Origin of the sequence: Nocardia transvalensis, assembly GCF_015477765.1 — a bacterium.
In the GTDB taxonomy this organism is placed as follows: Bacteria; Actinomycetota; Actinomycetes; order Mycobacteriales; family Mycobacteriaceae; genus Nocardia; species Nocardia transvalensis_A.
Window position 1 is genome coordinate 140,953 of record NZ_JADLQQ010000001.1, and the last position, 25,887, is coordinate 166,839.

Below are 25,887 nucleotides of genomic sequence, written 5' to 3' on the forward strand. Positions count from 1 at the left end.
CGGGGTACTACTACTTCGGACATAACGCCGATCAACTCCGTCCGATCTTGGTGTGGCTCAGTCTGAATCGGAACACGGCGATCAGCGCGCCAGCGGCGCCGACGCCGAGCAGGACAAGACAGGGCGTGGCCACGGCGTTGAAGCCTCCGCCCTCCAAGATGACCTCTTTGAATCCCTTCAGCGCCCAGTACTGCGGCGTGAGGGGAGACAGGGACTTCGCCCAGTCCGGGAGCGTGTCCCGCGGGGCGATGGTGCCGCCGAGCCCGCCCAGGGCCAGCGAAATCGGTTGGGCGATGATCGACAGCTGGTCGATGGACTTGCAGATCGATACCAGCGCGATGCCGAATCCCCAGGTCGCCACCGACAAGCAGGCGGTCAGCAGGGCCAGCCAGACCACCGATCCCTCGCTGTGCAGGTCGAAGACCTTGAAGGCCACGACCCACACGATGGTCATCTGCAGTGCCGAGAACACCAGCAGGGGAAACGATTTCCCGGCGATGATCTCCACGGCCCGCACCGGCGCGGACCGCAGGCGATCCCAGGTGCCCCATTCGTGTTCTCGGAAGAACGAGGCGCCCAGCAGCGTCGTCATGAAGAAGGCGAACAGCACGATCGCGCCCGGACCGGCCTGCTCGACGCCGTTGGCGTGCGGGTAGCCACCCGCGAGCCGCAGCTGATACTTGTCGATCGGGGTCAGGAATGCGATGAAGCCGATCGGCAGCAGCGTCATGATGATCAGCTGTGCCGGATCGGAACGGATGCGATGGAAGTCCGCCCAGGACAGCGCGCGGACCCGCTCGACGGCGGAATCATGCAACAGCATCGGAACTCCTCTCCGAGGCTTCCCAACCGATTTCGGCCTCCTCGGCCTCGGCGTCTTTCGCCGCGGCCATGATGGCGAGGTAGGCGTTCTCCAGGTTGGGGTGGTGGATCTCGGCCGACAGCAACCGGTCGGTGTCGCCGTTGAGGGTGGTGAGCAGCTGCGCCAGCAGCTGTCCGGGGGTATCGGTGGGGATGGTGAGCAACCGGGAATCGGTCACGGACGCGCCCGGCACGGCCCGGTAGGCACCCAGACCGTCCGGCACCGATGCGGAGAACTCCAGGCTCACCGCCGATTTCGCATAACGCTCGACCAGTTCGCCCGCGGCGCCTTCGGCGAGGATGCGCCCGTGGTGCAGCACGACCACGCGCGCGTCGAGCACCTCCAGTTCGGGCAGATAGTGGGTGGCGTACACCACCGCGGCGCCCTGATCGGCGAGGCGACGCACCTCACCGAGCAGATCCTGTCGTGCCGACACGTCCGCACCGACGGTCGGTTCGTCCAGCCACAGCACCGGCGGTTGGTGCAGCAGCGCCATCGCGGTGTGCAGTCGGCGCTGCTGTCCGCCGGACAGGTTGTGTGCCCGGGTGTCCAGGAACGGGGTGAGCCCCAGTCCGTCGGACACCTCCTCGATCCGCTGCGGCAGAGCGCCGCGCGGCACACCCATCATGCGCGCCATGAACTGCAGGTTCTGCTTGGCCGTCAGTGTCGGGTACACGCCCAACTCCTGCGGCGCCAGACCCAGCCGCCGCCGCGCCTGGCGCGGATTCTTGCGGATGTCGACACCGTCCACGCGGACGGTGCCCGAATCGGCGGCGGTCAGGCCGGCCACGATCGAGGCGGTCGTGGTCTTGCCCGCACCATTGGGTCCGAGCAGGCCCAGCACCTCGCCGGGCCGCACGGTCAGGTCAATTCCGGTGAGTACCTTCTTCTTACCGTAGGACTTGTTCAGGTCGCGGATTTCCAGCACGCCACACCTCCTCGCTCGGTGCCGTCCACGAATGTGAGCCCCCGAGTACGGTCACTTCGCCGGGCACCGAACCCGGAGCGGTGAACGCTCCGACGATGCCGGCAGCGACCGGCCCAATCGGGTTGCTCAACGCACGCCCGCCGGGGGTATTGGTCAGTTCGGTCCACAGCCGCGGTGGCCGGGCCACCACGACGCGCCACGGATGGTGCCGGGCCGCGTACTGGGCCAGGCCTTCCAGCGCGCCCTTGGCGGCGGCGTAGTGCGGCCACCAGCGCGGCGGATCGGTGACCGCCTCCGAGGAGACCAGCACCACCGTGGCGTCGGGCCGCAGCCGCTGAGCGCACACCGCCAGCGGCGACAGCACCAGACGCGAACTGTCGGAAAGGAATTCGATACCCGCGTCCACCGCGTCGGGCGCCAGGGGCAGGGTCGGGATGGCCGGGGCCGCCGACACCACCACACCGTCGAGCGGTTCCTCGGGCAGCGCGGCCGCCAGCGCCCGCGGGTTGGCGGCGTCGGCGATCACCGGATGCAGCCGCTCGCGCAGGTCCTGGGCCGCGTTCAGCAGTTCCTCGGGTTCGCGGGTGCAGCCCACGAAGACCCGCGCACCCTGGGCGGCCAGTCCCAGCGAGATCGCCGCACCCAGGCCACGGCTGCCGCCGACCACGAATATCGTCCGGTCGGCCAGGGCCTGCGACGGCGGCAGCACGCCCGCCAGCTCGTTCAGGTTGGGGCCCGGAACCGCTTCGCGGACAAGGCTTTCCACCGACACCTTGGCGGTCGCGCCGCAGGTGGTGGTGGCCCGCAGGGTGATCAGACCCGAACGCCGGTCGATATCGGGTGCCTCGGTGCGGAATTCGATGGCGCCGTGGCCCGCCCGCTCCAGCTCGACCGTGGCCGCCACCAGCAGCGCATCGCGCCCCGGGGTGTGCATCCCGGTCCAGTAGCTGACCCAGCCGAGCACGGTGGCGATATGGTCGGGCACGTGCCCGCCGATCACCCGCTCGACCAGATCCGCGATCACCCGGTACCCGACGGCGAACGCCCCTTCCTCGGGTCCGGGGGGATTCGCCGGATTGAGCCGGCGGGCGGTGCGGCGGTAGGGGAAGCTGGCGGCCTGTTCGTCGGATCCGGGCAGTTCCGGACCCAGCCCGCAGCGGATGCCGACCGCTTCGACACCGCCGAAGCTGACCCGCCCGCGCGCCTCCCCCTCGGAGACCGACCACTCGACCTCATAGCGGCGGCCCGGAATCGCGGGCTGGCGGAAGGTGACCCGGATCTGGCGCACCACGCGCGGATCGAGGGTCTCGAACAGCGCGCCCAGCGCCAGCGTCACGATCAGCGCGCCGTGCGCGATCGGCCGCCCGTAGGGTGAGCGGCGCGCGAAGTCGGCGTCGACGTGCAGCGGATTGCGGTCCCCGGTGGCCAGGGCGTAATCGGTCACGTCGGCGTCGGTGAGCCGGAATGCCCGGGTGGTCATGGCGTGGTCGCCGTCTGTGCGTCGACGACCGCCGCGGCGATGTCGGCCAGCGACACCTCCGAGGTCAGCAGCCGCTCGGGCAGTTCGATGTCGAAGGCGCGTTCGACGGCGTAGACCAGCCGGACCTGGGCCAGCGAATCCCAGACCTCCATATCGCTACGGGCGGTGTCGAGGCCGTGCACCGCCGGTTCGCCCACCACGGAGGCGAACACGTCGAGCAGTTCCTGTGTGATCTGATCAGTGGCCATGTTGGAGCTGGGCCTCTCTGATATGGGGGCTGCGTGGCAGGGCCCCGGCGGTCAGGTCGTAACCGAATACCGAGCCGCCCTGCTCGGTTTCGGAGTCGGTGACGAATCCGCGGGCGGAATACACCTCGCGGACCAGTCCGTTGCGCGGTGTCGGCAGGTAGCGGCCGAGCAGCCGCGAGCAGCCGCGGGCCAGCGCCCACTCCGACACCGCGGCCAGCAGGCTGTCCTCGGCGCCGCGGCCGATGACGCGGCAGCTCAGCAGCAGGGTGTCGATCTCGGCGACCCCGCCGCGGTCCTCGGCCAGCAGCACGCCCACGATGCCGTGATCGGCGAAGCGGTCGCGCAACCGCAGGGTCGCGGCGAACCACTGCGGATCCTCCGACACCTTCAGCACCTGGGTCTGGGTGTGCCGGCGGGTGGTGAGGTTGAACTGGTTGGTCTTGGCGATCAACTGCGCGGCCCGGTCGATGGTGGTGCTGTTGATCGGTTCGATCGTGGCCTCCATGTCCAGGCTGGCCAGGAATTCGTCCAGCGACCGGCCCTCGGCCAACTCCTCGGCGGCGGCCAGCGCCTGATAGGAGCGCTGCCGTGCGAAGTCCTCGTCCGACAGCGCGCCGGGATGCAGCCACGGCAGCGCCGCCAGGGCGGCGGGGTACTTCGCCGGAGACGACGGCAGGGTCAGCGTGCGCACCTCCGGATGCGCGGCCGCGACCTGGGCGCATTCGGCCCGGTTGTCGTCGACGAACACGAAGCTGTGCAGGCCGAGCCGGATCTTGTCCGAGATCTCTTGCAGCTGTTCGGATTTGGGACGCCAGTCGGCGACGATGTAGGTGAAGTCGTCGACCCCGAGCACCATTCCGGGCGCCTCGGCGATGGCCTTGACCGCCAGATCGCGATCGTTCTTACTGGCCACCGCCAGCAACACACCGCGCTCGGTGAGCGACTTCAGGTAGCGCTGGAATTCGGCGAACGCCTCGCCCTCGGGCCCGGTGCCGATGCGGATGCCGTCGATCCCGTCCTCGCCGAGGATGCCGCCCCACAGGGTGCCGTCCAGGTCGACCACCACGCAGCGGGCCGACAGGCCGCGATCGGAGGCGACGGTGTCGGCGATCGCACTGGCCAGCCACGGCAGGCTGTCGGGAGCATAGGGCTGGCGCACCCGGAACCAGCTGCGGGGGTCCTCCCAGTTCCGCAGTCCGACCTGGGCGGCCAGCTGTTCCACGTCGACGAAACGCACTCGGCCCGCGGCCAATTCGGCCAGCTGCGCGTTCACCTCGCGCACCAGCGCCGACCGCGATTTCGCGGTGCGCCAGGCCACCGGGCCGTAGGTGTCCACGGCGGGCGGGGCGAAGCCGAGCTGGACGGCGCGCACGCCCAGCCGCGCGGCGGCGTCCCAGAGCCCGACCCAGCGGCGCACCGTCTCCTCGACGGTGTCGAACACGTCGTGGTGGGTGCCCGCGAGTACGACATAGTCGCCCTCGCGCAGCGGGGTCTGCGGATCGAACAGGATCTGTTCGAGCTGGCCGAAGGGGAAGCGCAGCAGTTCCGGGGCCAGGCCCGCACGGGCGCCGGCCAGCGGCAGCAATTCGGCGAGGAAATCGGTGGTGTAGGTGGACAGCAGGGCGATCCGCACCGGAACCCTACGGGTATCGATGATTCCGGCCTGCTTCTGATCCTCCGTTTCCCGCGCATGCGTGGCGGCCCGCCGAGCCCATTCGGCGTAGCCGTCGGCGGGCGAGAGCTCCACCGCGAGCTGTCTGTGCACGATCAATCTCCCTTCGCACGTGCCGCGTAGGCCAGGTGCTTGCCTTCGAAATCGGCCAGCTCGGTCAAGGTTTCGGCGATCAGCCCGGTGTTGACGGTGCCGCCGTTGGCGGCGCGCAGGCGGGCGTGCAGCAGCAGCGGCGGCAGGGCACGCCAGCGCGCGACGGCCCGCTCCCAGTGCACGAGACCGGCGTCGTCGAGCAGCTCCCGGTCCTGCTGGGCCGCCCACAGCAGCGTCTCGCGCTGGCGCAGCGCCTGCCACAGGTCGTCGATCTGCTCGAAATCGGCTGCGGTACGGGCGAATCGGTAACGTGCCGCAAGGGCCAGCAGGGCGTCGGAACCGCTCAGGCGCCCCGACGAGGGCAGCGGGGTGGGCTCATGAGTGTTGTCGTTGCCCGGCCCCGGCGTGCTTTCCGCCGGGGCCAGCCAGCGGTAGGTGCTGTCGGCGGCGATATCGGCCGTACCGGCCATCGCCTCCTCGCGCAGCGTCGACACCGGGTGGTGCTTGCCCAGGCCCACTGCCCACGAGCGCAACGCCGACGGATCGGGAACGGGGACCCGGCTCCCGGACTGCGGTCCGAGGTCGGTGGCGAAATCCAGCGGATCCTCGATCAGCCAGCCGTCACCGGCGTCGACGATGGCCAGCCAGTGCGTGCCGTGCAGCTGTTTGTAGGCGCGCTGCCAGGGCAGGTTGAAGTAGTCGGCGAGCAGCACCACCACGCCGTGGCGTGAAATCTGTTCCGACAGGGCCGCATACGCGGTATCCCAGTCGTCGCTGCCGGTGATCCGCAGCCCGAGGGCGGGCAGCGGCGCGGTGGCGTGGTGTTCGAAACGCAGGTGATCTCCGGCCGGGGCGACGGCCAGGAACGGTCCCTCGCTGAGCAGCGCACGCCACCAGTCGGCCTCGCCACGCGCCTCGAGCGCGGTGGCCAGGGCCGCGGTGAAGCAGCTCAGCTTGTCGCCGTGGTCCAGCAGTGTCGTCGTCATCGCGCCCTCAGCACTCGCAGGGTTCCGTCGAGATAGGCCTTGCGCGAGGCCGAGCGCTGGATCTTGCCGCTCGAGGTGCGCGGAATGGCACCGGGAGCGACCAGCGCGACTTCGTGCACGCCGACCTCGTGGGTCTCGAAAATGGCCTGCCGCACCGCATTCCGCAGTTCGGTGGCGGTCGCGACGCCCTCGGGCTTACCGAGGTTGAGCCGGGCCTCCACCAGCACCACGATCTTCTCCTTGTCGTTGTCGTCGATGGAGAAGATCGAGCAGCGGCCGGGCAGGACCAGCGGATGGGCGTGTTCGGCGGTCGCTTCCAGATCCGGCGGATAGAAGTTGCGGCCGTCGACGATGATCAGATCCTTCAGGCGGCTGGTCAGATACAGCTCACCGTCGTGCAGGAAGCCGACATCGCCGGTGCGCATGTAGTGGACGCCGTCGGGTTCGGCCAGTTCGCCGCGGAAGGTGGCCTCGGTCTCCTCCGGCCGGTTGAAGTAGCCGGCGGCGATGGCCGGGCCGGTGGTCCACACCTCGCCGAGGCGGTCCTCGGGCAGCCGCTCGCGGGTCTCGGGATCGACGATGAGGATCTCGGTGCCCGGCACGGCCGATCCCGCGCCGACGATCTCGGCGCCGTCGGAATCGGTCGGCACCACAACGCCTTTCGCCAGCTCTTCGCGGTCCACGCTGACGATCTGGATGCCGCCGCCGGTGCGCCAGGGCGCGGAGACGATCAGCGTCGCCTCGGCCAGGCCGAAGCCCGCGCACAAGGTCTTGTCGCTCAGGCCCTGCGGAGCGAACAGCTCGTTGAATTTGCGCACGGTGCTCACCCGGACCGGTTCGGCACCGGCCAGGCCGTAGCGCCAGCGGCTCAGGTCCAGTTCGGCGCGCCGATCGGCGTCGATGCGCTGGGTGCACAGCTCGTAGCCGAGGTTCGGCGAGGCCGAGAAGGTCTGCTGCGGCAGGTCGCTGATGGCCTGCAGCCAGCGCTCGGGCCGCCGCAGGAACGCCGAGGCCGACAGCTGCACCACGTGGTGGCCGTGCAGGACCGGCAAGACGACACCGACCATCAGGCCCATGTCGTGGAACAGCGGCAGCCAGCTGACGAAGGCGATGTCGTCGCCCTCGATATCCAGGCCGACCCGCGCGTACACGTCGTAGATCTGGGTGGCGTTGGCCAGCAGCCCGCGGTGCGGCACCATCACCCCGGCGGGGGTGCGGGTGGAGCCGGAGGTGTACTGCAGCAACGCGATCTGCTCGGCGTCGATGTCCGGGTATTCCCACTTGTCGGCGAGTGCCTCGTCCACCTCACCCGTGGTCAGGATCAACCGGGTGGTGTCGGTGGGCGAGTTGTCCAGCCAGTCGGTGACCCTGGACAATTCGCCGTCCGTGGTGATCAGGCAGGCCGGGTCGGCGTCGGTGCACACCGCGTCCAGGCGCCCGTTGGCGTTGTGCATGCTCGGCGGATACAGCGGCACCGCAACGATTCCGGCGTACAGGCAGCCGAAGAACGCCTTCACGTAGTCCAGTCCGGGCGGCAGCAGCAGCACCGCACGCTCTCCCGGCGACGCGATCTGCAGCAGGCTCACCGCGAATGCCCGTGCGTACCGGTCGATCTCGGCGTAGGTGATGACCTCCTTGACGCCGTGCGCGTCCTGCGGATCCGGATAGTTGAGGAAGGCGTAGGCCACCGCATCGGGCCGGATCTCACTCTGCGCCTGCAGCGCACGCACCATGGTGTCGTAGCGCAGCTCGGGCGCGGTCGGAATGGTGGCGGTCATACTTCGACCTCCTGTCGGGACGGCGGCGCCAGAAAACCGATCTTGTGGAAGTAGGTCAGGTAGCGGAGGAACAGCTCGCGCGACACCGGCGGGCACGCCACACCGGACCGGCCGATCTGCTCGTCGACGTCGAAGCGCAGCGCCGGGCTCAGGCCCTCACCGGTACCGAGCAGGCTCAGCACGCGGTAGGACGCCGAATCCGGCCCGGCCGCGGCCGCATGGGCCTCGACCGCGTCGCGCCAGGCCATGGGGTCGATCAGGCGCACCGGCCAGCCCGCCTCCCGAATCCAGGTGACGGCGTTGGCGAAGGCGGCCGGCGCGGGGTTGCGCAGGTGGTAGATGTGCGTGCCCGGTTCGCTGCGGCGCGCCAGTTCCACCATCGCACCCGCGGCGAAGTCGGCCGGTGCCAGATCCACGGCGAACTCCACATCCGGTGCCAGCCCGACCTCCTGGCTGGCCTTGACCAGCAACCAGAAGAAGTCGCTGGTCTGGCAGGCGCCGGTGGTGCTGTCACCCGCGATGCGGCCGAGGCGGTAGACGCCGACCGGCAGGCCGCGCTCACCCGCCTCGCACACCAGGCGTTCGGCCACCCACTTGGTCTGCAGGTAGCCCAGCCGCAGCTGGGACGGGTCCCGCGGCGGGGCCGGGGTGTGCACGCGGCCGTCCTCGCCATCCCCGGGTCCGAGCACGTACAGCGAGGACACGAAGTGCAGCGGCGTCCCGGCGGTGCGGGCCAGCTCGATGAGCTGGTCGGTGCCGGTCACGTTGGCCGCCTCCAGCAGCCGGTACGGCAGGGCGAAATTGACCTGCGCACCGTTGTGGTAGATGGCGTCGACGCTGCGGCCCAGCAGCAGGAATTCCTTCTCGCTCAGGCCCAGGCGCTCCGCGCCCAGGTCGCCGAGCACCGGGATCACCCGGTCGAAGTGCTCGCGCGGCAGCTCGTAGCTGTCGAAGGTGCGGGCCAACCGGTTCAGCGCCTCGGCCCTGCTGTCGGCACGCACCAGGCAGTGCACCTGGAAGTCGGTGCGGGACAGCAACTCCCGCAGCAGGAATGCACCCACGAAGCCGGTGGCACCGGTGAGCAGCACCGCGCCCGTCGCCGCGTGCGGGGTGATCGACCACGGACCCGCGGGCCAGTCGGCGACGATCGCGCGCACCTCGGCCTCGTAGTCGATGGCCTCCTCGACCGCGGCATCGCCGGACAGCAGCGCGGCCACCCCGGCGACCGTCGGGCGGGCGAACAGCGAGCCGAGCGGGATGTCCTCGCCGAAGGTCTCCTTCAGCCGCAGCATCAGCTGCGCCGCCAGCAGCGAGTGGCCGCCCAGATCGAAGAAGTTGTCCTCGCGGCCCACCTTCGGCACGCCCAGCACCTGGGCGAAGACCGCGGCGATGCGCTGTTCGAGGGTGGTGCGCGGCGGCTCGTAGGCCACCGGATTGCGGCGCAGCACCGGCGCGGGCAGGGCCTTGCGATCCAGTTTTCCGTTGGTGGTCAACGGGAATCGCTCCAGCACCACCACACCGGCGGGCACCATGTGCGCGGGCAGTCGGCGCGACAGATGTGCCCGCACCGCGACGGCCAGATCGTCATGGGCCTTGACCCGCAAGGGGTCCGAGGCCAGCGCGGTGTCGCGCCACTTGTCGCCGCGGGCCGGAGCCTGCGCCAGGCCGACGTCCCAGCGGGTGGCGATCACGTCGAAGCGGCCGTCCGCACGGCGCAGGGCCTCGATGCGGTAGGACACCTGATCGGTGAGCGCCAGATATGCCTCGGGGTTGATGCCACCGGCATCGGCGAGCTTGCCGCGCAATTCCGCCGCACCGGCTCGTCCGCGGCCCAGTTCGGCGGCCACGGCCAGCGGACCGGCGACGCGGCCGTCCAGCACGTCCGGGATGACGACCGCTTCGGGTCCCTCTCGCTCCAGCAGGTCCGCCAGGGCGGCGGGGCTGGTGCCGGGGTCGAGCACCCGAGCCAGCGCGGGTCGGTCCGCGGTCCCCGAATACAGCACGGCGTCGTAGCGGAACCGCGACATCTCGTTGAGGTGCTCGCCGCGGCGCAGCCGAATGCGGACACCGCTCAGCTTTGGGTTCTCGGCGGCGAACTCGCTGAAATACCGTGGCGACAGCAGCAATTCGGCGTCGCGGTCGCAGGCGGCGCGGACCGCCGCGGCCAGTTCGGACGCGCCCGCATTCGGGGCGGCGGCCATCTCGACGGTGGTGTGGAACGCCTCGAGCAGGCCGAGGTCGCGGACGTCACCGACGAACAGCACGCCGCCGGGGGCGAGCAGTTCCGCGGCCTGTTCCAGCACCCGGGTCAGGTACTCCGCGCTCGGGAAGTACTGCACGACCGAGTTGATCAGGATGACGTCGTAGGGACCGGTCAGCTCGTCGGGCAGTTCGTCGGCGGCGCCCTGGAACAGCCGCACATGCTCGAGATCGGCATCGGCCCCGACGATGTTGTCGCGCACGTGGCCGAGCGCGGTGGAGGACATGTCGGTGCCGTCGTAGATCTCGCAGCCGGGAGCCAGTCGCGACAGCAACAGACCTGTACCGCAACCGATTTCGAGCACGCGCCGGGGTGCGAGACCGCGCACGGCGGACACGGTGGACTCGACCCACTCCCGCATGTGCTCCTCGGGAATGGCGGCATTGGTGTAGGAGTCGTTCCAGCCGGTGATGTTGAAATCGGCGTCGACGTCGTCGCGGTGCTGGCCGTAGGTGCTGTCGAAGACGACCTCCCAGTCGGAGACCTGATCGGCCTCGGCGTCCTCGGCCTGCCGGTAGGCCTGCTCGCTCGGGGTGAGGTAGGCGACCAGGGCGACGGTGCCACCGGCGTCCTCGCGGGCCAGCACCACCGACTGCTCCACGCCCGGGTGAGCGTCGATGGCGGCCTCGATCTCGCCCAGTTCGATCCGGAAGCCGCGCACCTTGACCTGATGGTCGATGCGGCCCAGGTATTCCAGATCGCCGTCGGCGCGGCGGCGCGCGAGGTCGCCGGTGCGGTAGAGGCGGCGCTCGCCCAGCAGCGGATGCCGGACGAATCGCTCGCCGGTCAGCTCGTCGCGGTTGAGGTACCCACGGCCGACGCCCGCACCGCAGACGAACATCTCGCCGGAGACGCCGTCGGGCACCGGGCGACCGGCCGGGTCCAGGATGAGCACACCCAGGTCGGGCAGGGGCACGCCGATCAGGCTGCCCGCCGCCGAGTCGACGTCGGCGCTGCTCAGGGCGCGGTAGGTGACGTGCACGGTGGTCTCGGTGATGCCGTACATGTTCACCAGCTGCACGGCCTCGCCGTGGCGGTCGTACCAGGGCCGCAGGCTCGGCAGATCCAGCGCCTCACCGCCGAAGATCACGAAGCGCAGCGCCAGCTCGTCGCCGCGCGGGCCGTCGAGGGCGGGGATCAGCTGCAGGAAGGCCGACGGGGTCTGGTTGAGCACGGTCACCTTCTCGCGCACCAGCAGATCCGCGAATGCCTCGGTGGTGCGGCTGATATCGCTGGGCACCACGACCACCCGGCCGCCGCGCAGCAGTGCACCCCACATCTCCCAGACGGAGAAGTCGAAGGAGTAGGAGTGGAACATCGTCCACACGTCCTGCGGTCCGAAGTCGAACCAGCGGGCGGTGGTGGAGAACAGGCGAACCACATTCGCGTGCTCGATGATCACGCCCTTGGGGACACCGGTGGAGCCCGAGGTGTAGATGACGTAGCAGGGGTCGTGCGGTCCGGCGCCGAGTCCCTCCGCCCCCTCCGATTCCCCGGCTGCCCCTTTCGATTCCCCGGCTGCCCCTTTCGATTCCCCGGCTGCCCCTTTCGATTCCCCGGCTGCCCCTTTCGATTCCCCGGCGTCAGCCGGGGCCTCATCCGTCAGCAGTAGCTGCGGGCCCTCGGGCCGCGCGAGCGAGTCGGCCAGCGAGGACTGCGTGATGACCAGGCGCGCACCGGAATCGGAGATCATGAATTCGATGCGGTCGGCCGGGTTCATCGGATCCAGCGGCACATAGGCGGCGCCGGCCTCGAGGACCGCGAGGATCGCGACCACCACGTCGGCGGAGCGCTCCAGGTGGATGCCCACGAAATCGCCGCGGCCGATGCCGTGGCTGTGCAGGCGGCGCGCCAGTTGCGTTGCCGCTTCGGCCAATTCGGCGTAGGTCGTGTGGCCGTCGCCGAAGGAGACCGCGACCGCGTCCGGGGTGCGGGCGGCCTGCTCGTGGAACAGCTCGTGCAGCGTGTGGCGGACCTCGTCCCCCGACTCCACCGGCAGCGCCGCGGCGATGGCGCGGTCGCGCTCGTCGGCCTCCAGGAAGTCCAGTTCGGCCAGCGGAGTGTCCGGGTTCGCGACGGCGGCCGACACCAGGGAGACGAAATGCCGCTGGATGCCCGCGACGGTCGGCTCGTCGTAGAGGTCGACGTCGTATTCGATGGCGCCGACCAGTTCCTCACCGACCGGCGTCAGGGTGATCAGCACGTCGAATTTGGTTGTGCCGGAGTGCACCTCGAGGTATTCGGCGCGGACTCCGCCCACCGTCAGCTCCGGCATGGCCGTGTTCTGCAGCACCACGGCGGTGCGGAACAGCGGCGAGTGGCTCAGTTCGCGGTCGGGGCGGACGTGCTCGACGACCAGGTCGAAGGGGGCCTCCTGGTGGTCGAAGGCATCGAAGATCACGCCCTGCTCGCGCGACAGCAGCTCACGGAAGCTCGGGTTGCCCGACAGGTCGGTGCGCAGCGCGAGCGCGTTGACGAAGAAGCCGATCAGCGACTCCACCTCGGGGCGGGTGCGGTTGGCGATCGGGGTGCCGACGGTGATGTCCTCGGCGCCGGTGTAGTAGCGCAGCAGCGCCTTGAATCCGGCCATCAGTGCGACGAAAAGCGTTGCGGGGCGGTCGTTTCGACGCACGTCGTTGGCGAGGGCGCGCAGGCCGTTCACCACCTCGGCGGGGATGGTGAAGGGCAGTCGCGCGCCGCGGCTGTCGGGCTTGAGCGCGCGCGGGCGGTCCGGGTGGAAGGTGACCAGCGGGGGCTCGTCGCCGAGGACGCCGCGCCAGTAGTCGAGGTCGCGGTCGAAGTCGTCGCGCGCCACGCGATCGCGCAGCCAGTGCGCGTAATCGGTGTACTGCACCGACAGTTCGGGCAGCGCCGGGGTACGGCCGGCGGCGAGTTCGCCGTAGGCGGCCATCAGCTCGCTGGCGAAGACGCCCAGTGACCAGCCGTCGGAAATGATGTGGTGCATCGCGACGGCGAAGATCGACTCCTCGTCGCTCAGGCGCACCAGCAGCACCTCGAACAGCGATCCGGACAGGTCGAAGACGGTGCGGCTGAACTGTTCCACCCGCGCCACCGCATCGGCCTCGGGCCGCTCGGGATCCAGATCCGCCCGCTCGACCACGGTGAACGGCACCGGCCCGGCCTCCCCGACGACCTGCACCGGCAGTCCGTCGCGCAGTTCGATGCTGGTGCGCAGCGAGTCGTGGCGATCGATGATCAGCGCCAGCGCGGCACGCAGCGCGTCCACATCCAGCGGGCCGTAGAGCCGCAGCGCCAGCGGCATGGTGTAGGTGGCGCGGCCCGGGAACAGCTGCTCCAGGAACCACAGCCGCTGCTGGGCCGCGGACAGTCCCACCGCCCCGCGGTCGGCACGGCGGGGGATGGCGGAGCGGTCGGTGCGCCCGGCCGCCCAGCGCTTCAACAGTTCTCGGCGGGATCCGCGGATGTCAACGGTTTCAGGCATTTTAGGAGCGCTCCTCGGTCGTGCCGCGCTCGGCGAGCAACAGCTCGACCTCGCTGTCGGACATGTCGTCCAACCGGCTGATCAGGTCCTGTGCGATGACGTCGGCCATGCCGGCGATCGTGGGCCGGGCGAACAGGTCGCCGAGCACCAGCTGTACGGGGAACACCGCCCGCAGGCGGGTCGCGACGTGGACGGCCATCAGCGAATCGCCGCCCACCTCGAAGAAGTTCGCGTCGGCGGCGATACCGTCGGCGCCCAGCGCCTCGTGCCACACCTCGGCGACCCGCCCGCGAATGGATTCGGTGAATTCGTCCACCTCGTCGGCCGCGAGTTCGTCCTGCGCCCCGGTGGTGGAGCCCTCGGGAACCGCCGCGGTCCGGACACCTTCCGCCGAAGCGTTCCGCAAGCCTTCGCCCGCGGCACTCCCCCCATTCCTCGTCGCGGCACTCCCCCCATTCCTCGTCGCGGAGCGACGAGGATCCCTGTCCTCCGGGGGATCGATCCAATACCGCTGCAGCGCAAACGGATAGGTCGGCAGGCTCACCAGGCTGTGCTCGGTATCGCCGTGCACGGCGGCGAAATCGACCTCGACTCCGGTCAGCCAGAGCCGACCGGCCGCCTCCACGATCGACGCCGCCGCGGGCCGCCCACCGGGCGCGGTACCGGCCGAGGCGACGGTCGGGACGCCGCGATCGGCGGTGCGCAGGAACGACACCAGCGATTTACCCGGGCCGACCTCGAGGCCGACGACGTTCTGATGGCGCCCCACCAGCCCCTCGCTCGCCTCCCGGAACCGCACAGTGCTGGTCATCTGCCGCGCCCAGTACTCCGGATCGGTGGCCTGCTCGGCGGTGATCGGGGCGCCGGTCAGGTTGGACCAGAACGGTTCCCGCGGCGCCTGCCGCTCGACCGAACCCACCACCTCGGCGAACCGGGTGGCCGCCTCGTCCATCAGCGGCGTGTGGAAGGCATGTGCCACCGGCAGCGCCGAACTGGCGATACCGTCGGTCGACAGCACCTCCGCGAACCGGCCCACCGCCGCCGGAGACCCGGCGACTACGCAGCGGGTCGCGGAATTGTCGGCGGCCAGCCAGACATCGTCGGGCAGGCGCTCGGCCAGCTTGTCCGCGCCCACCGAGACCGCGAGCATGCTCCCGGCCGGGGCGGCGGCCATGATCTTGCCGCGCGCCACCACCAGCTTCAGCGCGTCGGGCAGCTCGAAGACACCGGCCACCGTCGCGCATACCAGCTCACCGAGGCTGTGCCCCAGCATGTCCCGCGGCGCGATGCCGAATTCGCGCCACATGCCCGCCAGCGCGTATTCGATCGCGAACAACGCCACCTGGGTCTGCTCGGTTCCCTCGCCACCGAGCAGGGCGGCGTCCAGATCGAATCCGCTGTGCTCGCGCAGCAGCCGCGCGCACTCCCGCAGGCGGTCACCGAATGCGGGCACCGAACTCGCGAGTTCGGCGAACATCGAGCCCACGGCGATCCCCTGCCCGGCGAACAGCCACACCGGCGCGGGGTCGACCAGCGCCTGCCCAGCGCTGGGTCGCCGCAGTGCCTCCGCGGCCTCGGCCGCGGTCTCGGCGATCACCAGGCGGCGGTGGGCGAATCGGCGCCGACCGCGGTCCAGGGTGCGGGCCACCGCGCCCAGATCCTGGGTCGTCCCGCTCAGATGCGTGGACAGCCGCTGCGCCAACCGGTCGGCGTCCTCCGGGGTGCGGGCCGAAACCGGCAGGGCCCGGATGCCTTTCGAGGCCGTTGCGGCCGCGACCGGCGGCTGCTCCACGATGACGTGGGCATTGGTGCCGCCGATGCCGAAGGCGCTCACGGCGGCCCGGCGCAGCTGCCCGTCCCACTCCCGCAACTCGGTGTTCACGTAGAACGGGCTGGCCGCGAAATCGATTTCCGGGTTCGGCCGGGAAAAGTGCAGGCTCGGCGGAATGGCACCCTCCCGCACCGCGAGCACGGCCTTGATGAACCCGGCCACACCGGCGGCGGAGTTGAGGTGTCCCACATTGGTTTTCACCGAGCCCAGCGCGCAGTACTGGCTCTCCTCGGTGTGTTCGCGGTAGGCCGCGGTCAGCGCCGCCACCTCGATGGGGTCGCCCAGTTTGGTGCCGGTGCCGTGCGCCTCGACGTAACCGATGCTGCGGGCGTCGATTCCGGCCACCGACAGCGCCTCCCGGATCACCGCGCGCTGTCCGGCGATACCGGGTGCGGTGTAGCCGACCTTGCGGGCGCCGTCGTTGTTGACCGCCGAACCGACGATCACCGCGTGGATGTGGTCACCGTCGGCCAGTGCGTCGCTCAGCCGCTTCAGCACCACCGTGCCCACGCCCGAACCGAAGACCGTGCCCGCCGCGTCGGCGTCGAAGGCGCGGCAGTGCCCGTCCGGAGACAGGATCGAGCCTTCCTCGTAGATGTAGCCCGATTCGTGCGGCACCTGCACGCTCGCACCACCGGCCAGCGCCACATCGCACTGGAAATCCACCAGCGCCTGCACGGCCTGATGCACGGCCACCAGTGAGGTGGAGCAGGCGGTCTGCACCGCGACGGCCGGTCCGGTCAGGTTCAGCTTGTAGGAGACCTTGCTGGCCAGATAGTCCGAGGCGTTGCCGTGCAGGGCGTGCAGCTGGGCCGAGGGGCTGTCGAACAGGCTCGCGTGCCCGACCAGGTTGCGCAGCAGATAGGTGCTGATGCCGGCACCGGCGAAGACACCGACCGGGTTGGGGTTGTCCGACGGCACGATGCCCGCATCCTCGAACGCCTCGTAGGCGCACAGCAGAAACAGCCGGTGCTGCGGGTCGAGGAACTGCACTTCGCGCGGGCTCATCTCGAAGAACTCGGCGTCGAAGCGGTCGTAGTCGGCCAGCGTCGACCCGGCGTGCACGTAACCGGCGGGCGGATCGACCGGCATATCCGCCGAGTGCAGCGGGCGGATCGACTCGTGGCCGGTGCACAGGTTGCGCCAGTAGTCGGCGACCGTATCCGCATCCGGGAAGCGGCAGGCCATACCCACCACGGCAATGCGGAAGTCGTTGTCTACGTCGGTCATTCGTCACTCCCGTGAGTTTCCGGCGAACCGGGGCGGCGGTGGGCGCGGCGGCGAGCGGCGGCGGCGCGCCGTTCCTGACCGCGGTCGGTGTCCTCCTCCGGCTGCGCGGTGCGGCCGGCCAGCAGGCGGGCCAGGTCCTCCACCGTCGGCGCCGCGAACAGATCGGTCATGGCCAGTTGCACACCCAGGCGCCGTTCCAGCAGGCCGCGGGCGCGGGCCAGGGCGAGTGAGTGACCGCCGAGGTCGAAGAAGTTCTGCCCGAGCCCGACCTCGCGCTCGAGCACCTCTCCCCACACCTCGGCGACGGCCTTCTCCAGGTCCGTGCGCGGCGGCACGAACACCGGATCGGCGGCGGGCTCGATCTTGGGCAGCCGGTTCTGGTCCAACTTGCCGGTCAGACCGCGCGGCAGCGAGTCGAGCACCATGTAGGCCGACGGAATCATGTACTCCGGCAACCGCTTGCGCAGATATCCCGACAGCTCGGCGTAGTCGGGCGCGAGCGGTCCGTCCTGCGTGACATAGGCGACCAGGCGGGGTTCGCCGGCGTGCCGATCCAGGACGACGGCGGCCTCGCCGACCGTCGGATGCGACCGCAGCGCGGTCTCGGCCTCACCCGGCTCCACCCGGTGCCCGCGGATCTTGACCTGCCGGTCCTTGCGTCCGACGAAGACCAGCTGCCCGTCGGTGAGCCGGCGCGCGAGATCGCCGGTGCGGTAGTAGCGCACCCCGTCCTCGCTCACGCCGAAGACGCCGTCGGTCAGCTCCGGGCGCTGCCAGTAGCCCAGCGCCACGTGCGGGCTGCGCAGCGTGAGTTCACCGAAAACCTCGGTGGGACGGCCGTTTTCATCGACGATATCGACATCGATGATGTCTACCGGCAGGCCGATGGGCACGCCGACGCGATCCACATCGTCCGGGGTGACGATGTGCTGCAGGGCCACCGAGCATTCGGTCGGGCCGTACAGGCTCACCAGTCGCGTTTCCGGTCCGAAGTGCCGCCCGAAATCGGAGACGTCGCCGGGGACGACCTGCTCACCGCCGAGACCGACCACGCGGATCTTCGGCGGCAGCCACGGTTCGGCGGCGTCGCTGAGCAGATAGCGGAACAGGGTCGGCGTGCAGTGCAGCACGGTCACCCCGGCGCTTTCGATCTCCGCGCGCAGTGCCGACGGGCTGAACAGATGCGGGTCGATCACATGCAGTTCGGCACCGGCCACCGCCGCACCGAACGAGTTGAGGATGCCCGCATCGAAGGTGTACCGAGCCGGCGCCGCCACCACGTCGTCGGGTCCGATGCGCAGCCGCTGTGCGTAGCAGACCGCATGGGCGAGAGCGTTTTCCGAGCTCTGCGCCACACCCTTGGGACGTCCGGTGGAGCCCGAGGTGTAGGTGATGTAGGCGGGCTGGTCGGCGTGGACGGGCTCGACGTGATGGATCGGTCCCGGCAACAGGTGCGCCTCGCCGGCCCGCGCGCAGACCGGCAGGATGCGGATGTCCCCGGCGATGGCCCGGGCCGTCTCGATCCGGGCCGGATCGCACAGCAGCGCCGTCACATTCGCCTCGCCGAGGATCTCGGTCAACCGCGCCTGCGGCGCCCGCGGATCCAGCGGCACATAGGTGACGCCCGCGCGCAACGCCGCCCACACCGCGACGAAGCTTTCCGGCGTGTGGTCGTAGAGCAGCGCGACCCGGCCACCGGCCGACACCGCCCGCAGCAGCTGCCGCGCGGTATCGTCGGCGAGCGCGTCCAGCTCGGCGTAGGTGGTGACGCGTTCGTCGTTGCTCAATGCCTTTGCCGCGGAGCGGGTTCGGGCCACCTGCGCCAGCCGGTCGGCCAGGGTCTCGCCCGGCTCCGGATCGGGCACCGACGGGGTGCCGGGCAGCTCCCACGCACCGGCGCGGGTGGGCTGCAGCTTGTCCCCGAGGGTGATCTCGGCGACCGTGCGATCGGGCTGCGCGGCAATGCTTTCCAGGGCCCCGGCATAGTGCCGCAGCAGGCGCCGGGCGGTGTCGGCGTCGTAGAGGTCGGTGCTGTATTCCAGGCTGAGCTTGATATCGCCGCCGGTCTCGTCGACGGTGAGGTCCAGATCCAGCTTGGCCGTGCGCCGCGGGGCGTCGACCATCTCGACATCGAGGTCCGGGTTGGCCAACGTCGGCGGCGGGGTGTTCAGGTAGTTGAACATGATCTGCGCCAGCGCGGTACGGCTCATGTCCCGCTCCGGCACCAGCGCGGCGATGACCTTCTCGAACGGGCAGTCCTGGTTGGCGTGCGCGGCCAGCACCACCTTGCCGACCCGCGACACCAGTCCGGTGAAGGGCTCGTCCGGATCGACCTCGGCCCGCAGGGCCAGGGTGTTCAGGAAGCAGCCGACCAGCGGTTCGGTGGCCGAGCGGGTGCGGCCCGCGATCGGCGAGGCGACCACCAGATCCTGCTGGCGGGTGTAGCGGTGCACCAGGGTGTAGAACGCGGCCAGCAGCACCGAGAAGGTCGTCACGCCCTGTGCGGAGGCGATCTTCCGCATCTCCGCCATGACCTCGGGATCGACGGTGAACCGCTCCACCGCGCCGCGCGAGCTGCGGCGGGGCGGGCGGCGGCGGTCGCCCGCGATCTCGGTGTTGGGAACCCCGGCGAGGGTTTCGCGCCAGTACTGCAGCTGGTTGTCCAGGTGGTCGGCGTTCTCGCGCTGCCAGATCGCGTAGTCGGCGTACTGCACCGACAGCGGCGGCAGCTCGGCCTCGGCACCGGACCGCCCGGCGGCGTAGTGTGCCGAAATCTCCTGGCTCAGAACGGCGATCGACCAGCCGTCGCACACGATGTGGTGCAGCGCCACCATCAGCAGGTACTCGTCGGGGCCGGTGACGAGCAGGTGATACCGCCACACCGGGCCCTCGGCCAGATCGAACGGCCCGCCGTACACGGCGGTGGTGAGCTCGTCTTCGACCTTCGCGCGCTCCTGCGGCGGCAGGGTCGTGAGGTCGGTGACCGGCAGCGGGCGCGGGGTGAACGGGCGGACCTGCTGGCGCAGTTCGCCCTCGTCGGTGGTCAGGTAGACCGTGCGCAGCACCTCGTGGCGCTGCTCGATCTTGCCCAGCGCCGACTCCAGCGCGGCGATATCGACCTTGCCGCGCAGCCGCAGCCCGCCCGGCATGATGTAGGTGCTGTTGCCGGGGGCGAAGGTTTCCAGGAACCACAGCCGCTCCTGGGCGTAGGCCACCGGCAGCAGGTCGCCCTCCGCACGGGGCGCCGGGCGCAGCGGGGTGACCGAATCACCTTGCACGGCGGCCGATTCCAGCAGTTTCGCGGCCTGTGCGACGGTGGGGCGCTCGAACAGATCGCGCAGCGAGATGTTGACGCCGAATTCGTCGACCAGTTGCGACAGCAGCCGGGTGGCCGCGATCGAGGTGCCGCCGAGCAGGAAGAAATCATCGTGCCGTCCGACCGCGGGCACGTCCAGCGCCCGCGCCCAGAGTTCGGCCAAGCGGGTCTCCAGCGGGCCCACCGGTTCGGCGGAGCCGTCGGCCTCCGGCGAATCCGCTACTGCGACAGGGCGTTCGGGGGTTTCGGAGATCGGTTCGGCCTGCTGCGCGGCCAGCCAGTCGGCGACCGAGGCGGGCACCTGCTCCGGCGCACGCTCGCTGGTCCAGGCCAGCACTTGCCGACCCAGCTGCCAGCCGGACTCGTAGGAGTCGAGCGCGGGCGCCGCCAGCACGCCGACGCCGGTGTGCACGGCCGCCGCGGCCGCGGTCGTCTCGGCATCCACCACGATCAGGTCGGCACGGCCGTCGGCCGTCTCGGTCGCCGCCGTGACCTGCGCGGGCACGCCGCCGCGATGCAGTGCCTCGGCAAGGCCCGCGATCAGCTCGGGACGGTCGCCCGTCACGCGCACGGCCAGGTGGTGGCGCGGCAGCCCGGCCAGCAGATCCGTCACCGCGGCGTTCGGATCGGCGGCGGCCGTCTGCGCGAGTGCGAAGAAGTCGCGAACCAGGCGATCGGCCGCGGCGGCGTCGAGTACGGCGGTGTTGTAGGCGAGTTCGACGGCCAGATCGGTCCCGGCCTCGGCGACGTGCATCACCAGGTCGTAGAGGGTGGCGCCGGTCTCGATGGTCTGCCAGTCGACGGTCAGGTCGAACTTGCTCAGATCCGGGCGCTCCAGCCGCTGCTGCACGAACAGCACCTGGAACACCGGGCTGAAGCGCGGATCCCACGGCCCGCCGACCGCCTCGGCGATGCGCTCGAACGGCAGGGTCTCGTCCTCGTAGGCGGCCAGCGCCGTATCCCGGGTGAGCCGCAGCAGCTCCGAGAACGTCTGTCCCGCAGCAAGGTCCGAACGCACCGGCACGGTGTTGACGAAATGGCCGATGGTGCGGGCCAACTCGTCGTGCGGGCGAGCGGCCATCGGAATGCCGACGCAGAAGTCGTACTGCCCGGTGTGCGCCGCCAGGGTCAACTGGTAGCAGGCCAGCAGGTACACGAACGGCGGAACGCCGTGTGCCGCGGCGGCATCGCGGATGGTCGCGGCCAGTGCGGCCGGAACCGGCTCGTGCAGGCGGGCGCCGTCGTTGCGGACCCGCGGGGGCCGGGGACGGCCGACGGCCACGTCCAGCGCCGGGGCGCCGCGCAGCCGACCGGCGCGCCGCTCGATGGCGGCGGTCCGGGCCGGTTGTCCCGCAACCCATTCCGCGAAGTCGGCGTATTGACGCGCCGGCGCTGCGGCCGAGCCGCCATAGGCCGACCACAGCTGGTCGACCAGCAGCGTCATCGACAGGCCGTCGAGCACCAGGTGGTGGGCGACCACCGCGAGAATCCACTCCGCCTCGGCCAGGCGCACCAGCGTCCATCGCACCGGCGGGCCGGACAGCAGATCGAAGCGGGTGGTCGCGCGGGAGACGAGCAGCTCATCGGCCGCCTGTTCGCGCGCCGACCCGGGCACCAGCCGCAGATCGTGCAGCTGCCAATCGAGTTCGAGGTCGTCGCGGACCTCGGCCTGCAGATCGGGGGTCGCGGTGAACACCGTGCGCAGGGCGTGCTGCTGCCGCACCACGGCCGCGGCGGCGCTGCGCAGCGCCTCCGGGTCGAGCTCGCCGGTGATCCGCAGGCCGACCGGCACGTGGTAGAGCGCGGCATTGTCGGCCAGCTGTTCGTGCAGCCAGATTCCGCGCTGGGCGGGCGTGGCCGCGAACGGACCACTGCCGCTGCGCACCGGGATTCCGGTGCCGCCGGCGCCCGCGGCGCGCTTCTCGCGCAGCCGTGCCAGTGCCAGATTGCTAGCTGGTGAGTTCATGTTCGTTCTCCAACAACGCATTTGCCTGCTCGACGAGCAGTTCCTCCAGCGCGGCCGCCACCTTGGCCACGGTCGGCTCCTCGAACATGACGCGGAGCGGGAACTCGATGTCGAACAGTTCGCGGACCCGGCGGGCGAACCGGGTGGCGAGCAGCGAATGCCCGCCGATGCGGAAGAAGTTCTCGAAGACGCCGATGCGCTCGAGACCCAGCAGTTCGGCCCACATCTCGGCGACGAACTGCTCGTATTCGGTTCGGGGAGCGACGAAATCGGCATCCTCGTCGAACAGGGTGGTGCGGCGCTCGCTCGCCGGAGCCGGTTCGATGTGCGGCGCGCCGTCCACGACCCGGTACGAGCTGCGGTCGAACGGGTACAGCGGCAACCGCACCAGCGGACGCGTGGCGGAATCGATGGCGCCCCAGTCCAATTCGTGGCCGCGCACGTGCAGCTCGGCCGCCGAGGACAGCAGCACCGTGAGATCGTCGAGATCGCGCGCCAGCGACGGCACCGCGATACCGCTGCGATCCTGATGGCGCAGTATGGCTTTCGCCATGCCGCCGAGCACCGGATGCGGTCCGATCTCGACGAAGGTGTTGGCACCCGCCTCGATCATCGCGCCGACGGCATCGGCGAAGGCCACCGGGCGTACCACCTCGTCGAGCCAGTACTGCGAGTCCAGGGCGGTGCCCTCCAGCAGGCCGCCGGTGACCGTCGAGAAGAACGGGATCTGCCCCGCGCTCGGGGTGAACTCCGGCAGCTCGGCCCGGAACTGCGCCAGGCAGTCCTGCATGGCCGGGGTGTGGAAGGCGTGCTCGCCCGGCAGCCGCCGGGTCAGCACCGAGTCCTGCTCGAGCCGTGCCAGCAGTGCCTCCAGGGCCTCGGCATCGCCGCCGATGAGGGTCCAACGGGGCGCGTTGCGGCCGGCGATGTGCACAGTCGCCGGCAGCTGGGGCGCGAGTTCGTCGGCGGGCAGGTTGACCACGGCCATGATCCCGTTGCCGCGCACCTTGGCGGTGGCCCGGGCGCGCGCGGCGATGATGCGGGCGCCGGTCGCGCGGTCGAGGGCGCCGCTCACCACGGCGGCCGCGACCTCGCCGACGCTGTGCCCGCCGACCGCGTCCGGGATGATGCCCCAGGACTTCCACAGTTCGGCCAGCGCGATCTGCACCGCGAAGATCACCGGCTGCGCCACCGCGGTGTCGGCGAGCTCGTCGGCGTCGCGCCCGCGGTCGACGATCGCGAACGGCGACCAGCCCAGCAGCGGGCGCAGCTCCCGATCGACGGCCATCAGGGTGTCGCGGAACACCGGCTGCCGCTTGACCAGCGTGCGGCCCATGCCCAGCCACTGATTGCCCTGCCCCGCGAACAGGAAGCCGACTCCGCCGGCCCCGCCGCGCGGCACCCGTCCCGCGGCGGCCCCCAGCGGCAGCGACCCCGCCGCAACGGCCTCCAACCGCTGCCGCAGCTCGTCGCGACCACTGGCCACCACGGCCACTCGATACGGATGATGGGTGCTGCGCGCGGTCGAGGCATACGACAGCGCAGGCAGATCCACCTCGGTTCCCAACAGCTCCACCCACTGGTCCACCGAGGCCAGCGCGGCTTGTTCGGTGCGGCCGGAAACCGTGAACAGGTAGGGCTTTTCGGGCGCCTTGGCCGGGGCCGCCGCCGGGCGGACCGGGCGGGGACCGGCGGTCAGCACGACGTGGGCATTGGTGCCGCCCATGCCGAAGGAGCTGACACCGGCCAGGGCCCGGCCCTCGTGGGCGGGCCAGGACGTGTTCTGCGCGGCCACCTGGAACGGCAGCTGCTCGAAGTCGAGATGTTTGTTGGGGGTGTCGAAGTTCAGATTGGCCGGGACCTGCTCGTGGTGCAGGGCCAGCGCGGTCTTGATCAGGCCCATGATGCCCGCGGCGGCCTCGAGATGGCCGACCATGGTCTTCACCGAACCGACCAGGGCCTTCTGCTCGCCACGGCCGTCGGCGAGGACCGCACTCAAGGCGCGCGCCTCGACCGCATCACCCAGCGCGGTGCCGGTGCCGTGCGCCTCGATGTATTGGACGTCGCCGGGTGACACACCGGCCCGCTGGTAGGCGCGGCGCAGCACGTCGACCTGGGCGCGATAGTTGGGGGCGGTCAACCCGTTGGTGCGGCCGTCCTGATTGACGGCGCTGCCCAGCAGGACCGCGTAGACCCGGTCGCCGTCGCGTTCGGCCTGCGACAGCGGCTTCAGCACGATCGCGGCGCTGCCCTCGCCGCGCACATATCCGTCGGCGCGGTCGTCGAAGGTCTTGCAGCGCCCGTCGGGGGACAGCATGCCCGCATCGGCCAGCGAATCGGTGATCTGCGGCTCCAGGGTCAGCTGGACACCGCCCACCACCGCCGTATCGCAGTCGCCGTCGTGCAGGCTGCGCAGCGCCATGTGCACCGCGACCAGCGACGACGAGCAGGCCGTGTCGACGCTGATGCTCGGGCCGCGCAGGTCGTAGTGATAGGAGAGCCGGTTGGCCGCAATGCTGCTCGCCGTCCCGATCACCGCCGCGATGGAGGTGCCGTTCTGATCGGTCCGCCCCAGGTTGCGCGCGTGCTCACCGGAGCTGATGCCGACGAACATGCCGGTCGCGGACCCGGCCAGCCGGTCGGCGGGCAGACCAGCGTCGGCCAGGGCATCGGCCACGGTCTCGGCCAGGACCCGATGCTGGGGGTCCATGAACGCGGCCTCGTCGGCCGAGACGCCGAAGTACTTGGCGTCGAAGGCGTACGGGTCCGGCACGAACGAACCGAACCGGGCCCGCTGCTCGGAGGTGTCGCCGACCGGCCCGCCGCCGCGGTGGACCGGAGCCGCACCGACCAGCTCCCGGCCCTGCAGCAGGGTCTCCCAGAGCTGCTCGGGTCCGCGACGGTCACCGACCGAGCACCCGATGCCGATGATGGCGACGGGTTCCTGGGCGCCGCGCGTCCGGGGCGCCGCCTCGACGACCGGCTCGGCCTCGGGCTCCACCTGGTCGACGGCCCCGGAGGCCAGGCCGTCGGCCATGGCACTCACGGTCGGGAACTCCCACGGCAGTGTCGGCGGCAGCGACTTCCCCAGCCAGGCGGAGACCCGGCCGACGAAGATCACCGCAACCGCGGAGGTGAGTCCGCGGGCGTGATGAAGACGACGTACTCGATCTTCTCCGCGATCCACTCGCGACCGGCCTTGCCGGTCAGCGGCACCACCGCCGGCACGGTCAGGTATCCGACGTAGATCGCCACGATGGCCAGGCTGATGATCTTCTCAGCCGTGGTGAAGTGCTGGAACACCGCTGTGTCGAAGCCGCCCAGGCCCAACTCGGTCAGCGAGGTCCCGCTGATCAGGAAGGCGACGACCACCACCGCCAGCGCCAGCCAGGTCCGCAGCACACCGCCCTGGTAGAGCTTGATGCGCGCGTCGGCTCGGTTGCCGAACTGTTGGGTGAATTTCTTGACCGAGCTTATCTCGAAGTAGGGCTCTGCCAGCACGAGATAGGCCAGGAACAACACGCAAAAGAGTTTCATCGCCAGAATCCGCTCGAAGTCTTGGTGAAAATTAGTTTCAGGCGAATGCGATCGGCGTCATTGGAGACCGTTCACCCCTCATTCATTTGTGCCTCAGCGACGGTTCACCAGGCTCTAGCAACACATGGCGCCGGAAATGTGCTGCCAACTACCGAACGTCGTGGACATGAGAGGACAGTACTACCACCCGGAAGTACTGTCCACAGCAGGAATAGGCCCTGATCTGTGACGTCAAGC

The 25,887-nt window shown here is 70.3% G+C and carries 12 protein-coding genes; all 12 read right to left on the reverse strand.

Going from position 1 to position 25,887, the window contains the following annotated elements; translation table 11 throughout:
• Positions 1 to 31: 31 nt before the first annotated feature.
• From IU452_RS00745 to IU452_RS00800, 12 genes are read right to left on the reverse strand one after another with little or no spacing between them, the layout of a single operon-like run.
• On the reverse strand, positions 32 to 823 hold the full coding sequence (locus IU452_RS00745; RefSeq protein WP_195106906.1) for an ABC transporter permease: 792 nt from the start codon (positions 821 to 823) through the stop codon (positions 32 to 34).
• Positions 810 to 1,790, reverse strand: coding sequence for an ABC transporter ATP-binding protein (locus IU452_RS00750; protein ID WP_195106907.1), 981 nt, complete (start codon positions 1,788 to 1,790; stop codon positions 810 to 812). Before IU452_RS00750 ends, IU452_RS00745 begins: the two co-directional genes overlap by 14 nt.
• Positions 1,753 to 3,270, reverse strand: a complete 1,518-nt coding sequence (locus IU452_RS00755) for an SDR family NAD(P)-dependent oxidoreductase (RefSeq protein ID WP_195106908.1) — start codon at positions 3,268 to 3,270, stop codon at positions 1,753 to 1,755. Before IU452_RS00755 ends, IU452_RS00750 begins: the two co-directional genes overlap by 38 nt.
• The gene (locus IU452_RS00760; protein WP_195106909.1) at positions 3,267 to 3,518 is read right to left on the reverse strand and encodes an acyl carrier protein; all 252 of its coding nucleotides are present in this window, start codon (positions 3,516 to 3,518) and stop codon (positions 3,267 to 3,269) included. Before IU452_RS00760 ends, IU452_RS00755 begins: the two co-directional genes overlap by 4 nt.
• Positions 3,508 to 5,283, reverse strand: coding sequence for an HAD-IIIC family phosphatase (locus IU452_RS00765; RefSeq protein ID WP_195106910.1), 1,776 nt, complete (start codon positions 5,281 to 5,283; stop codon positions 3,508 to 3,510). Before IU452_RS00765 ends, IU452_RS00760 begins: the two co-directional genes overlap by 11 nt.
• A 2-nt stretch (positions 5,284 to 5,285) precedes the next feature.
• Complete coding sequence (locus tag IU452_RS00770) at positions 5,286 to 6,269, reverse strand: hypothetical protein (RefSeq protein WP_195106911.1); 984 nt, start codon at positions 6,267 to 6,269, stop codon at positions 5,286 to 5,288.
• Positions 6,266 to 8,047 carry a fatty acyl-AMP ligase gene (locus IU452_RS00775; protein ID WP_195106912.1) on the reverse strand — a complete coding sequence of 594 codons (1,782 nt, stop codon included), beginning with the start codon at positions 8,045 to 8,047 and terminating at the stop codon, positions 6,266 to 6,268. The genes IU452_RS00770 and IU452_RS00775 overlap by 4 nt, the downstream gene beginning before the upstream one ends.
• Positions 8,044 to 13,770: a non-ribosomal peptide synthetase gene (locus IU452_RS00780; protein ID WP_195106913.1), complete on the reverse strand. Its 5,727-nt coding sequence runs from the start codon at positions 13,768 to 13,770 to the stop codon at positions 8,044 to 8,046. The genes IU452_RS00775 and IU452_RS00780 overlap by 4 nt, the downstream gene beginning before the upstream one ends.
• Before the next feature lies 1 nt (position 13,771).
• Positions 13,772 to 16,831 carry a type I polyketide synthase gene (locus IU452_RS00785; protein WP_195106914.1) on the reverse strand — a complete coding sequence of 1,020 codons (3,060 nt, stop codon included), beginning with the start codon at positions 16,829 to 16,831 and terminating at the stop codon, positions 13,772 to 13,774.
• Complete coding sequence (locus IU452_RS00790; RefSeq protein ID WP_195106915.1) at positions 16,828 to 22,113, reverse strand: non-ribosomal peptide synthetase; 5,286 nt, start codon at positions 22,111 to 22,113, stop codon at positions 16,828 to 16,830. Before IU452_RS00790 ends, IU452_RS00785 begins: the two co-directional genes overlap by 4 nt.
• Positions 22,097 to 25,234 (reverse strand): type I polyketide synthase, encoded by a 3,138-nt coding sequence (locus IU452_RS00795; RefSeq protein ID WP_195106916.1) that lies wholly within the window; start codon positions 25,232 to 25,234, stop codon positions 22,097 to 22,099. The genes IU452_RS00790 and IU452_RS00795 overlap by 17 nt, the downstream gene beginning before the upstream one ends.
• Positions 25,231 to 25,650: a hypothetical protein gene (locus IU452_RS00800; RefSeq protein ID WP_195106917.1), complete on the reverse strand. Its 420-nt coding sequence runs from the start codon at positions 25,648 to 25,650 to the stop codon at positions 25,231 to 25,233. The genes IU452_RS00795 and IU452_RS00800 overlap by 4 nt, the downstream gene beginning before the upstream one ends.
• Between the last annotated feature and the right edge of the window lie 237 nt (positions 25,651 to 25,887).